The sequence below is a fragment of the Psychrobacter sp. SHUES1 genome, from assembly GCF_001652315.1.
Taxonomy (GTDB): Bacteria; Pseudomonadota; Gammaproteobacteria; order Pseudomonadales; family Moraxellaceae; genus Psychrobacter; species Psychrobacter faecalis.
On the sequence record NZ_LXWA01000035.1, the window covers coordinates 31,294 to 44,556 of the forward strand.

Sequence of the window (13,263 nt, forward strand, 5' to 3'; positions counted from 1 at the left end):
GCAAAGCGCAAAAAACTCATCATCGCAGAAAAGCATATCAGCGTCTAGAGTTGCTCTGCTGTATTTGCGCAGCAGTCATCTTGTTCTTTTTTGGCTTTTTTTTGCTTATCCTGTTTTTTTTGACGTTTGGCCTTACGCTTCTTTTTATCCTTTTTCTTCGATTTTTTATCATCGACTTCGTCATCAGCGTTTTGATTTTCATCCCAAAGCATCAACCGACTTAATACTTTACCAAATAGAGTGTCTTTACGGTAGCGACCTTTTTTATTCATGGTGTCGACAGGCAGACCCGTCATTAAGGTCAAGGCTTCACTAAGCGTCTGCACGCCATAAATATGAAATTGCTCTGCTTGAACAGCGGCGATAATATCGTCACGTAGCATTAATTGTTTGACGTTGGCCATCGGAATGACCACGCCTTGTTGTCCCGTCAGCTCTTGCTCGCGGCAAGCGTCAAAGAAACCCGCGATTTTAGAATTGATACCGCCAACTGCTTGGACTTCGCCTAACTGATTCATCGAGCCGGTAATTGCAAAAGATTGATTGATCGGGACGTTTGCTAAAGCGGAAAGCAGCGCGCAGCCTTCACTGACCGTGGCACTATCACCATCGATATGAGCGTAACTTTGCTCAAAAGCGAGCGAGGCGCTAAAGTTGAGCGCATGATGCTGACTAAATAAGGCGCGCAAATAGCTGGTCATAATCAGCATGCCTTTGGCGTGTAAGCTGCCGCCCAAATCGACATCGCGCTCGATATCGAGGATTTCGCCAGCGCCAATATTTGGCTGAATAACCGCGGTCAGACGCGCAGGCATACCAAATTCGCTATCGGCATAGCTGACGACGGTGAGCGCATTGACTTGGCCGACGGCGTTACCTTGGGTCTGAATCAGCTGTTGGCCATTTTTTAGCTCATCCCAATAAAGGTCGCGCAAGTATCCTGAGCGCTCGTCCATATCGTCAATAGCGTGGGTCACGTGAATGGCGCTAACGATATTTTTACCGCTCAAACGCGCATGGCGGTTGGATTCATGCAACAGCTTAATCAATAAATCACTATGCAAACTCAAGCGGTCTTGGTCTTCGGCTTGTAAGCTTAAATGCTCAAGTAAGGCAGCTTGGGCGCTACTATCAAACGGATAAAGGTTGGCATAATCAATGATGTCTGCCATTTTTGCCACCAATGCCAATTCATGTTCAGGGCTACGTGTCACATCATCATGAAAATCGGCACGTACTTTAAATACCGCATCAAACTCTGGCTCAAGCTCGAGTAATTCGTAATATAAATCCGCTTCGCCAAGCAAAATTACCTTAATATCAAGGTCAATCGGTGCGGGTGCAAGCGACAAACTGCCTGTCAAGGTTAGCATCTGCTCAAGGCTAGATAGTCTGATTTTGCGAGATTGCAGGGCGCGTTTAAGGCCTTGCCAGGCGTAAGGATGCTCAAGCAGATGACTGGCTTCTAACAACAGATAGCCGCCATTGGCACGGTGCAGGGCGCCTGCTCGAATCATACTGACATCGGTGGTCACTGTGCCCAATTGGGTGATTTGCTCGACATGACCCAATAGGTTTAAATGCGTCGGTAAGTCTTCAAAGATAACCGGGGCGCCACTATCTGGCGTATGACTGACAATGACGTTGACCGCGTAACGGCTCGGCGTTGTGGCAAGAACGGCCGTCACAAACTCATCATCATCACCGTTAACGATGCGCTCGACATGAGTGACCATATCGGCAAATACGGTTTTTAGATACTCGACAACCAAGGGATGAGCAGCAAATTGCTCATAAATAGGCGCAAATAAAGGTTGTAGCGCACGACGTGCAATATTGCGATGCAGTGCTTCAATGGCATCATTGGCTTCGTCTTCTAATTGCTCTAGCGCAATGGTTAGCTGGCTTAAGCGCTTTTGCATATGGTTTTTTTGGGCAAAGTTATTCAGCTCAGCTTCATATTCGCTTTTGCCGTATTCGTTGCCATACTCGCTGTTAGCATTACCATCATCAAGATTATTTTTAGTAGGGTGCGCAGTTTTTTCTTCCGTTGTTTGATTTTTTTGGCTACTAGAAATTTTTGAATGGTCAGTGCTCTGATGATTTTCTTCGGTAGATAACTTGCTAGGATGGACAAATACCGCTTTATTATCAAATGCGCGAAACGTCAGTGCCAAATCGTACTGCTTACCTTCGGTATTAAGGTCATCGTAAGCCTGACTTTCTTTTTGATGGGTGTCATTTTTAATCGCTTCGATTTTGCTTTGATACTGGTCGCTACGAAAGCGTTGGCTAAGTCGTTTTTTGGCGTGCTGCCATAGTTGATTAACCTGTTGCTGCAATATCTGCCCTTGTCCGGCAGGTAGGCGCAGCGCTTGCGGTGTACGCGGGTCGGTAAAATTGTGCACATAAACCCAATCATCTGGCGTCGGTGCGTCAGCGGCAATTCGTTGTAGTAAACGATTTATAACCGTGCGTTTACCTAAACCATTTTCGCCCGCGGCAAACACATGATAGCCGCTGGCATGAATATCCAGCGCCGTCTGCAAGGCTTTTAGGGCGCGCTGTTGCCCAAAGCCGACATCTAAATCAGGGGCAGTGCGGGTATCGCTCGGTAGCTCATCAGGATTGGTATAACGCTTCAGCTGCTCGGCACTAATAAGACAGCGCTCATTAACCTCGATAAATACCGGATGAGGCGTATTAGGCATATCTAAAGTGCGCTCTTGCTCATCAGTCTCGTTCGCCTTTATTGCTGTCGGCTTTGTATTGGCTGGCTTAGATGCTTTTGTTACTGCTGAATTTTTAACAGGTGTTGCCATAGATTTGCTGTCTTTTGAATCTTGATTTATAGGGGTGTTTTGCGGTTCGGTCATAGTTATATAGTAAGTCGTTTTAAAAGGGTGGAATGGTTATTGATTTTTTACTGTTTGCGCTTTAAGTTTAGGAATATATTTTTAATCATGCTTACATTTATGATAGTAAATAAGAACATCTTACAAGATATCGGCGCGTTTTAGACAAGACATTCAGCGCAGTTTTGTATCATAGTAAAGTGAAAGTTTCAGCTTATTAGGCTGTAATAATAGAGATTTTATTACGATGACCTGCTGGTTATTGAAGAAGATAAGCCATCAACATAGGCGTAGATAGTATAAGATGGCGTACATTGGCGCAATCTGCAACTATTCAAGGAGCAGAGCGCATGATAAAATAGACGGTTCACATGTCAAAACTGGATAACCCGTATGTCAGATTCTACTAATACCTCTTCATCGTCTGCTAGCACGGGTAACAGTCATATTGACCCGACAGGCTTTGTAAAGCTCGGTGCGCAATTACCTAAGCTGGCAAGTATGCTGGCGCAAGCAATAGACGAGTTGGGTCTTACGTTAAGCGCGCAGCAGCAGCGCACGTTATTATTGTATTTAGACCAGCTTTTATTATGGAATAAGGCGTATAATCTGACCGCGATTACCGATCCAGTCGAGGCGCTTATCAAACATATCATCGATTGTTTGGCTATTATAACGCATTTACCGTCAGGGTCGCTGCTTGATATTGGTACGGGGGCGGGCTTGCCAGCGGTGATTATTGCTATCTGTCAGCCTGAGCGCCAATGTACCGCCCTCGATAGCAATCAGAAAAAAATTCGTTTTATTAAGCAAATCAGTAGCGAGCTTGGTTTGAGTAACATGCACCCAATCGCCTCGCGTATTGAGGCGCATGAAGCCAGCTACGAGGTGGTAACCTCAAGAGCCTTTGCCAGTCTGATTGATTTTGTCGAAGTGGCTCAGCCGCGCTTGGCAGAAAATGGCTATTTATGCGCGATGAAAGGCAAAGCCCCAAGCGATGAAGAGCTACAGGCGCTAAGTGACGCTTGGCAGATAAGAACGATTGCATTAAAAGTACCGCGTTTACAAGATAGTCGTCATTTAATTGAATTATCTTATAAAAATGTCTAAGCTATGAGCACGTCACGCTATGTGAGGCAACAATTGTTCTTTAGTTATAAGTGGCGTGTACGCTGTTGTCTAAATAGACTTATAGGTAAGTGTCAGGTATTTGAGTAATATAATAAGCTTGAGCGGCAAAAATACTGTAGTAAAAATCAGTAACAGATTCTAATTAAATTGAGTGAGTGTATGGAAATCATAGCGATTGCGAATCAAAAAGGCGGCGTGGGGAAAACCACGACGGCAGTAAATTTGACCGCCAGCTTAGCGTCCAAGCGCAAGCATGTACTACTGATTGACTTAGACCCACAGGGCAATGCGACCAGTGGCACAGGTGTCGACAAGAACGCCTTGGACTTGACCATCGCTGATGTACTGCTCGATGGCGTTGCGCTATCTGAGGCGATTGTGAGTAGTCCAGCTGGGTTTGATGTCATCGGCGCCAATCGTGATTTGGCAGGGATGGACATTACTTTAATGAGCAAAACCAATAGTCATGAGCTCTTTAAGACGGCAATGGCGCAGTTGGCCAAGGATCAAATCGCGACCAATAAATCTGCTTACGATTATGTCATTATCGATTGTGCACCAAGCTTAAATTTATTAACGATTAATGCATTAGTTGCCACCGATAGCGTTATTATTCCCATGCAGTGTGAATATTATGCCCTAGAAGGTTTGGCGGATTTGTCGCAGACGATTGAGCGTCTCACTGAACTTAATCCTAAGCTCTATATTCGCGGTGTGGTCAGAACCTTGTTCGATGCGCGCAATACCTTGGCGCGTGATGTCTCTGCTGAGTTAGAGGCGCACTTTGGTGATATTATGTATAAAACTCATATTCCAAGAAATATTCGTTTGGCTGAAGCACCCGCACATGGCTTGCCAGTTATTGCTTACGAAAGATGGTCAAAAGGTGCGCGCGCCTATCAAAAACTGGCGGCTGAGGTGATAAAGCAGAGCGCATCATTATAAGTTCATGTTGCAAGTTAATAAAAGAACAGCAAATTATATTTATCAGTAAGCCGGTATTTAGCAATATTTGGCTTTTTATTTTAGCGTTAGAGGATAGGTAATCATGGCAAAGAAAAGAGGGTTGGCTGCCAATCGAGGCTTAGATGCCTTATTAGGGTCAATCAAAAAAGAAAAGCAAATTGCCGCCTCTGCCTTACAAGATGACACGGTAGTGCGTGAGCATACTGAGTCAACCAAAATACCACAACCTATTGAGCAAGAAGATAGCGCAGCTGCGGCTGTTAACAAGCCTTCTGCCTTGCCAGTGTCTGAACAAACCAATGACAATAATAATCGTAAAGCGCGGACGATAAAAAAAGCCCCTGTTAATAAGGCTCGCACAAACGTCACAGAAAATAGTACCTCTGAAGACCAAATCAGCTTGGTGCAAATCGATGTCACGCGTCTGCAAGCAGGTAAGTATCAGCCGCGCCGTGATATGAGCGAAACGGCGCTGGCAGAATTGGCTTCTTCTATTGAGCAGCATGGCGTCATGCAGCCGATTGTTATTCGTCCATTACTGGCGAATGAAGATAAAAGCGAAGCCTTGGTGACGCATGAGATTATCGCTGGCGAGCGCCGCTGGCGTGCGGCAAAAATGGCGGGTAAATCGGTTATACCAGCGATTGAACGTGCACTATCTGATGAATTGGCCATAGCATTAGCCTTGATTGAAAATATTCAGCGCGAAGATTTATCGGTGATTGAGCAGGCGGCTGCCCTGCAGCGCTTTCATACCGAATTTGGTATGAGCCATGCCATGATTGCCGAAGTCGTTGGTAAAGCGCGTACCACGGTATCGAATCTTTTGCGCTTGAATCAGCTCCATGATACGGTAAAAGACCATTTAGCAACTAACGCTTTAGATATGGGCCATGCGCGTACCCTGTTGGCGCTATCATCAGAACAGCAGCCTATCATTGCGCAAAAAATCATTGATGCTGGTATGACGGTGCGCGAAGCTGAAAAGCTGGTGAAATCTATCCTGCAGCCTGCACCAAAAGCCAATCGTGCCGAGCAAGTACAGTCTCGCGATGTTGAGCGCTTAACCCAGCGTTTAACTGATATGTTAGGCGCAGAAGTAAAGCTTAAGCATAAAAAAGATGGGCAGGGTAGCGTTGAGATATTTTTCCACAATCATGATCAGCTAGCGGCTTTGATTAAGCAGATAGAAGCGCAGGCTTAGGGCTTTTTATACCCCTGAACTGGTTATTCAAATGTAAAACCGGCTTTTAATAATTAACAAAAACATAGAAGAGAGTGCGTATGTGGGAGCTGGTAAAAGCAGGTGGTTGGCTGATGACACCTATCGTGGTGTGCTCAATATTGGCGTTAGTAATTATTATCGAGCGTAGCCATACGTTGCAGTTTAATAAAATTGTACCTAATAGATTGCGCGAACAGCTAATAACCCGTCTACGTGAAAACGGCGACATCGGTCGTACGCAGCTGATGAATGTCAAAGAAAAAACCCCTTTGGGTGATATTCTGGCAACTGGCCTGCTGTATCGTCAATACGGCCTCGACTCAATGACAATGCATATGCAAAACCGCGCCAGTGTGCAAGTGCATCAGTTAGAGAAAAAACATTAATATGCTCGGCACCATTGGGGCGATTGCGCCATTGCTTGGTTTGCTAGGTACGGTGTTGGGTATTATCTCGTCATTTCTAGCGATTACTGATGGCGCGATGCAAGACCCAACGATGCTAGCTGCTGGCGTGTCACAAGCATTGATTACTACGGCGGCTGGTATGATTGTGGCTATTCCGGCTCTGGTTGCTTACCGCTATTTTCAGCGCCGTATTATCGATATCAATGCGCAGTTTGAAACGCAAGCGGGACTGATGATTCAAGAATTGTATGATTATCAATTGCTAGACAATACGCATGCCTCTACCATGTCTCTACCTGCTAATGGGTCGGAAACAACTAAAACTAAGGGTTATGAACTTTCACTTGACACCTCGGATTTAGAGACAGCCGCTACAGCAACTTAATTGTGTGATGTCACTTATTTGTTGAATCTGTACATTGCAGCCCATTAAAGAGAGCGATATGCGTTTTAGAAAACCGACCGTTGAGCCACTTGAAATCAATCTGACGCCGATGATTGATTGTTTATTATTTTTAATCGTATTTTTACTGCTTGCCACCTCGTTCAATCACTTTAGCCGCTTAAATATTATTCTTCCGGAAGCGGAAGGGGTAGCATTAACAGAAGAGCAAAACAGTATTGAAGTCGCTGTGCAAGAAGATGGCAGTTATTTGGTTAATGGCATCACCCTTGCGAGTAGCGATGAGGCCGAGCTGACTAACATGCTTCAGCAAGAAGCGGGAAGCAATCGTGATATGCTATTTGTCATTGCTGCTGATGCAAATGCTACCCATCAATCGGTGGTACGGGTCATGGATATCGCTGGTAAACTGGGTTTTTTAAATCTCAATATCAGTACGGTTGTGCCACTTGGGCAGCCTTTACCAGAATCTGCGCCGCAGTAAATTTTAGGGCGTTTGATATATTGCTACAGTAAAAACATCAAACGCCACTATCATAACCCTTGGTGTTTTTACTGCTGTATTTTATGTTCACTTGCTACTGCTGCATTTGTGTCATTTCTTTTTATACCTAAATTGAGGCTTTTATGAGCCAAGCTTATCAACCTGACTCTAAAAAAAATTCTGCTAAAAAGTTGTCAGCAGCGCCATCAAATACGCCTAGGCATAGGACTTTATTGCGGCTATTAAGCTACCTTAAACCTTATTGGTGGGCGCTAATCTTGGTCATAATAGGCTTTGCGATTAATGCGGCAACAGAGATTTGGATTGCCAAGTTATTGCAATATATCACTGATGCCATCAATCAAAACGATCAAAGCAAACAGGACTTATTTCCATTTATTATCGTGGCGCTGTTTTTTGTCCGCGGCGTGGGCAGTTTTTTGGGTAATTACTATACGGCTTTGGTATCGCGCAATCTTGTTTATGAGTTACGCGTTCAAGTGTTCAATAAGCTTTTGCGTTTGCCAAGCTCGTTCTATCTGGCAAATCCAGCAGGGACTATTTCATCCAAGCTCATTTTTGATGTTGAGCAGGTAACTGCAGCCAGTACTGATTCAATGAAAACCTTGTTGCGCGATGGTTTGACCGTGGTGGCTTTGATAGGTTTTTTGCTTTATAGCAACTGGCGTTTAACCTTAATTTTATTTGTGGTGCTACCGCCGATTTTATGGTTGATACGGGTGGCCTCAAAGCGTTATCTAAAGCTGTCTAAAGGCATTCAAGAAACCATGGGTAGTGTCAGCCACATCACCAATGAGGTCATCGGCGGCTATCAGGTAGTGAAAAATTATGGCGGACAAGCGTATGAAGCCAAGCGTTTTGATATAACCTCAAAGAAAAACTTGCGCCAAGGCATGAAGGTCGTGGTGACCAATAGCATCAATACCCCAGCGGTGCAGTTATTGATGGCGATGGCGATGGCGGTCGTTGTATGGCTCGCGCTGCGTCCTGCGGTAATAGATAATATCTCGGCAGGTGAGTTTATCTCCTATATTGCTGCCGCAGGATTATTAAGTAAGCCGGTGCGCTCACTCACTGATATCAATCAAAAATTGCAAAAAGGGCTTGCCGCGGGTGAGTCAATCTTTACTTTGTTGGATGAGCCAGAAGAACAAGACACAGGCATACTTAGCCCGACTTTAGCAGGTGACATTCAGTTCGATAATGTCAGTTTGGTTTATCCTGATTCAACGGTGGCGCTGCGTGATTTTACTTTGGATGTGCGTGCAGGCGAGACGATAGCACTGGTCGGCCGTAGCGGCGCTGGTAAGTCTTCACTCGTTAACTTACTCACGCGTACTTTAAATACGTCCTCGGGGCAAATCACCCTTGACGGTATGCCAATTGGCGACATCAAGCTTGAAAGCTTGCGCGCGCAAATTGCGATGGTCAATCAGCAAGTGGTACTGTTTAATACCACGGTGTTTAATAATATTGCCTATGGCAGCTTGGCAAATAAAACTCAAGCTGAGGTCGAGCGCGCTGCAAAAGACGCTTTTGCCCATGATTTTATTATGAAAATGCCAAATGGCTATCAAAGTGAGATTGGCGCTGAAGGCTTGCAGCTGTCAGGTGGTCAACGTCAGCGTATCTCGATTGCGCGTGCGTTATTGAAAGACGCACCGATTTTGATTTTAGATGAAGCCACCAGTGCCTTAGATAACGAGTCAGAGTACTATATTCAAAAAGCACTCGATAACGTCATGAAAGATAGGACGACACTGGTGATTGCCCACCGTTTAACGACCATTGAATCAGCTGACCGTATTGCGGTGTTAGATAGTGGTCAAATTGTCGAATTAGGCACCCATGAAGAGCTGATGCGACTACATGGCCATTATGCGCAAATGTACGCGCGTGATTTTGAATAAAGATGGCTGCATAACTAGGATAAATAACACATCATCATGAGTATTGAAACCACAATGACGCGTGCCTGGCAACGTCAGGCTGCTTGGCTCTGGCTGCTACTGCCTGTCAGCTGGTTGTATGGATTCATTACGATGGTGCGCCGTCAGGCTTATCAGGTAGGCCTGTTTTCCAGTTATCGTGCGCCTATTCCGCTGATGGTGATTGGTAATATCACGGTAGGCGGCAGCGGTAAGACACCGTTGATTATTGCCTTGGTTACTCATCTGCAAAAACAAGGTATAAAAGTAGGCGTTATCAGCCGCGGTTATGGCGGTGATAGCAGCAAAATGCCCGCTTTGGTGCATGCCGATACCTTACCAAGCATCGTAGGGGACGAGCCCTGTTTAATCGTCAATATGACAGGTGCGGCGATGGCCGTTTGCCCCAATCGTAAGCAGGCTATTACCACCTTATTAAATGCTTATCCCGACTTACAACTGATTATTGCTGATGATGGCTTGCAGCATTATGCGCTGCAACGTGATATCGAATGGATTGTGGTCGATGCGTCGCGTGGCTTTGGTAATCAGCAGCTGCTACCAACCGGTTTTTTACGTGAACCCATGTCGCGCTTAAAAGGCGCAAATGTGGTTTATCATGAAAAAGCGGATAGGACGACCGAAGATAATAAGCAAGCTCAATCCAATCGTTTAACCATGCATCTACAAGCGGATAAATTGCAGTCTTTATGGCCTTCTGCTGTTGAGATAGATGGTTTCAGTTTCGCAGCAAAAACGCCTATGCCACTTATGCCACCTATACCAAATGGTCGGGTACATGCGGTAAGCGGTATCGGTTATCCGCAACGTTTTTTTGATACTTTATTGTCGCTTGGCTTTGATGTCATTGGGCACGCTTATCCTGATCATTATGATTTTAGCTTGACTGAGCTTTTACAATATAGCGAGCTGCCGATCATTGTCACCAGTAAAGACGCGGTCAAAATCAGAGCGTTACTAATAGATACGTCTAGCCACCAACCACTTAACGATGAATATCAAGAACTCGTTAATCGCTTATGGGTATTGCCAGTGTCTGCGGTGTTATCAGACAGTTGCTATGTCAACTTACAGCAGCAATTAAAAGCTTTAAATATTAATTTATCTAAAAGCACAAAAGCGTAAATGATTTTATAGGAATAAACCATGTCGTCAGACTTAATATCAGCTGAAACAATGCCAATTGAAGCTGCGCCAGCCAAAACTCATATTGTTATTCCTGCGCGCTTTAAAAGCACGCGCTTACCCGGTAAGCCATTATTAAAGATTCATGGCAAACCAATGATACTGTGGGTGGCCGAAAAAGCACAGTTGGCTGATTTTGCTGACGATATGTGTATTGCGACTGATGATGAGACGATTGCTAAAGTTTGCACAGAGGCAGGTTTTGATGTGGTGATGACCAGTAATGAGCATGCGTCAGGGACTGACCGTTTGGCTGAAGTTGCTGCTATCAAAGGCTGGGCTGAGCATGATATCGTGGTCAATATGCAGGGTGACGAACCTCTGGTACCGCCGTTATTATTACAGCAAGTCAAAGCCCTGCTAATGCAAGATAGCGACAGCGTGATGGCGACTTTATGCGAGCCTATCGAAGACTACGAAACTTTTATGCGCCCATCGGTCGTAAAAGTTGTCAGTCAGACTTCCAGCAATTTACAGCGTGCATTATATTTTAGCCGTGCACCGATTCCGTGCGACCGTGATGTGGTTTTGGCAAACGATAAAAATATACAGCAGCAAGCACCAAAAAACGCTTATCGTCATTTGGGGTTATACGCTTACAGAGTTAGCTTGTTACAGCAATTTGTACACTGGCCGCAAACGCCGCTCGAGATATTAGAAAGCCTAGAGCAATTACGAGTTTTAGAAAATGGTGGTCAAATTGCTATTGCCACTGCAAGCTGTCATCTACCAGCCGGCGTCGATACTCAAGAAGATTTGAATCGGCTAAATGCAATGAGCTTAGTCGATTTTCAAAATTGCTGATACAATATAATTGGCAATAGCCTAAGCAAGCTAATTGGTATGTTCAATTATTCAAATATTCTACGTGTATTAGCGTGTATAGCATACTAAAGGTATTGAGCGGCGATTAGGTGATTATGAGTAAGATAACCAAAATGACAACTGAAATGACAAGCGCATTGCCTTTGACGGATAATATATATTTTGCACCGCTATTACCATGGCAAAACGAGCTATGGTCACAGCTGACCAAGCGGGTGTTGATGCCGCAGCAATCTTTGCCGCACGCGCTTTTAGCCGCTGGTATGCAGGGCATGGGCAAGCGCGCTTTTGTTTGGCGTTTGGTAGCGTGGTTATTATGCCGAGAGCGCGAGCACAATCCGCTTGGCGCTTGCGGTATTTGCGAGAGTTGTCAATGGCTCAGATCAGGGACACATCCAAGCTTACAAGTTCTGCCACTTATTAGTATGCCAGTCAGTGCCGAACATGCTGATGCTAAACAAGCAGCAACTAACAGCGCAAAAGACAAAAAATCTGCCAAAGCTGCTAATAACGCTGCGTTAAAAATAAAGGTCGATGATATCCGTGCTCTGCAGCCATTTATTTATCAAGGCGGGCAGGGCGTGCGGATATGTGTGCTCGATTACGCAGAGCAAATGACGGTTGCAGCGGCTAATGCGTTGCTCAAAACCTTGGAAGAGCCGCAAGCCCAAGTACATTTATTCCTCATCAGTGATACTCCAGCGCAGTTACTGCCAACCATAAAAAGCCGTGTTCAGCAGTTGGCACTACAGACCATTGAACCTGCCGTTGCAGTTGACTATGTGACTCATGCTTTAGGTAGTACGGTCAATCGTGAGGCGGTCGGTACGGCGGGCATTGAGCAGCTGATACAGTTGGCAAATGGCGCGCCTTTAGCCGCGGTCGCCCTTGCGCAAGCACCATGGTATAGCAAGCGCGCACTATGGCTGACAACGTGGCAAGCGCTGCGTAGCGGCAAGCGTAGTAGCATAGCGGCAAGCGACTATTGGCAGACCCAGCTTAGTATAAGCGAGTTTATTCAATTGTCGGAGCTAATGCTCGTTGATATACGCCGAGTATGCTTGGGTCTTGATGCGCTGCAAAAGGATATTGATTTACCAGCGTCTTTACACAGTCATCAACCTACTGAAAGTAGTTTAGAGACGTTTATAAAAAGTATGCAAGAAATAAAAACGGCGCTACAACAAAATGTGCAAGAAAAATTCGCTTATGATAAGCTGATGCAAGAATTGGCTTATCTATAAATTCTTAGATTAACACATGAAGTGCAATACCAAATGCAAGGTGAAAAAAAGACCTAGATGCGCTAGCATCAAAGTTTTTATCCACCGACCAAAGTGAGATTGCAACCATGAGCTATACACATCTAAGCCTAGGTGAACGATACCAGATTTATGTCCTTAAAGGGGCAAAACATAGTATTAAATTTATAGCGAGGGCGTTAAACAGAAGTCCCAGTACCATATCAAGAGAGCTTAGACGCAATAAAAGCCTACGAGGTTACCGAGCAAAGCATGCTAATAACAAGGCTTGTGACAGACGGGCTAACAACGCCACAACTATTGTGGCTGACCTCTGGGCATGGGTGACAGACAAGCTTAAAGAGAACTGGAGTCCTGAGCAAATATCTGGCGTTCATGCTGGTATCAGTCATATGAGCATTTATCGCTATATTTGGCGTGATAAGAGGCAGGGCGGCACATTGTGACAGTGTCTCAGACGTAAAGGAAAACCATACCGGCAGCGTCTAACCGCTGAGACTCGAGGCCGTATCAATGACAGAGTCTCGATTCATGAGCGCCCTTGTATTGT

The 13,263-nt window shown here is 45.1% G+C and carries 10 protein-coding genes and 2 pseudogenes; 11 read left to right on the forward strand and 1 reads right to left on the reverse strand.

Translation table 11 applies throughout. The annotated features are described in order from the left end of the window. Positions 1-44 precede the first annotated feature (44 nt). The gene (locus A7325_RS03995) at positions 45-2,876 is read right to left on the reverse strand and encodes an ATP-binding protein (RefSeq protein WP_068404863.1); all 2,832 of its coding nucleotides are present in this window, start codon (positions 2,874-2,876) and stop codon (positions 45-47) included. 372 nt (positions 2,877-3,248) lie between these two features. Here A7325_RS03995 and rsmG point away from each other — a divergent pair, with 372 nt between their 5' ends. From rsmG to A7325_RS13940, 11 genes and pseudogenes are all read left to right on the forward strand, one after another. Then, entirely contained in the window at positions 3,249-3,965 is a 717-nt protein-coding gene (gene rsmG, locus A7325_RS04000; RefSeq protein ID WP_068404864.1) for a 16S rRNA (guanine(527)-N(7))-methyltransferase RsmG, read from the forward strand. A 180-nt stretch (positions 3,966-4,145) separates the two neighbouring features. After that, positions 4,146-4,931 (forward strand): ParA family protein, encoded by a 786-nt coding sequence (locus A7325_RS04005; RefSeq protein WP_068404866.1) that lies wholly within the window; start codon positions 4,146-4,148, stop codon positions 4,929-4,931. Between the two features lie 103 nt (positions 4,932-5,034). Then, positions 5,035-6,156, forward strand: coding sequence for a ParB/RepB/Spo0J family partition protein (locus A7325_RS04010; RefSeq protein ID WP_068404868.1), 1,122 nt, complete (start codon positions 5,035-5,037; stop codon positions 6,154-6,156). A gap of 80 nt (positions 6,157-6,236) precedes the next feature. Next, positions 6,237-6,969 (forward strand): annotated as a pseudogene (locus tag A7325_RS04015) (MotA/TolQ/ExbB proton channel family protein). A gap of 58 nt (positions 6,970-7,027) precedes the next feature. Next, entirely contained in the window at positions 7,028-7,471 is a 444-nt protein-coding gene (locus A7325_RS04020; protein WP_068404870.1) for an ExbD/TolR family protein, read from the forward strand. Between the two features lie 143 nt (positions 7,472-7,614). Beyond that, a complete protein-coding gene (gene msbA / locus A7325_RS04025) occupies positions 7,615-9,402 on the forward strand; it encodes a lipid A export permease/ATP-binding protein MsbA (RefSeq protein ID WP_068404873.1) in 1,788 nt (595 codons plus the stop codon). 36 nt (positions 9,403-9,438) lie between these two features. Then, on the forward strand, positions 9,439-10,566 hold the full coding sequence (lpxK, locus tag A7325_RS04030) for a tetraacyldisaccharide 4'-kinase (protein WP_068404875.1): 1,128 nt from the start codon (positions 9,439-9,441) through the stop codon (positions 10,564-10,566). A 21-nt stretch (positions 10,567-10,587) separates the two neighbouring features. Beyond that, positions 10,588-11,430 carry a 3-deoxy-manno-octulosonate cytidylyltransferase gene (kdsB, locus tag A7325_RS04035; protein ID WP_226928773.1) on the forward strand — a complete coding sequence of 281 codons (843 nt, stop codon included), beginning with the start codon at positions 10,588-10,590 and terminating at the stop codon, positions 11,428-11,430. A 134-nt stretch (positions 11,431-11,564) separates the two neighbouring features. Beyond that, entirely contained in the window at positions 11,565-12,695 is a 1,131-nt protein-coding gene (locus A7325_RS04040) for a DNA polymerase III subunit delta' (RefSeq protein WP_227514934.1), read from the forward strand. A 107-nt stretch (positions 12,696-12,802) separates the two neighbouring features. Continuing rightward, a pseudogene (locus tag A7325_RS14225) lies at positions 12,803-12,925 on the forward strand (helix-turn-helix domain-containing protein); the annotation flags it as partial. A gap of 90 nt (positions 12,926-13,015) precedes the next feature. Beyond that, positions 13,016-13,159: a hypothetical protein gene (locus A7325_RS13940; protein ID WP_227514935.1), complete on the forward strand. Its 144-nt coding sequence runs from the start codon at positions 13,016-13,018 to the stop codon at positions 13,157-13,159. Positions 13,160-13,263: the final 104 nt, after the last annotated feature.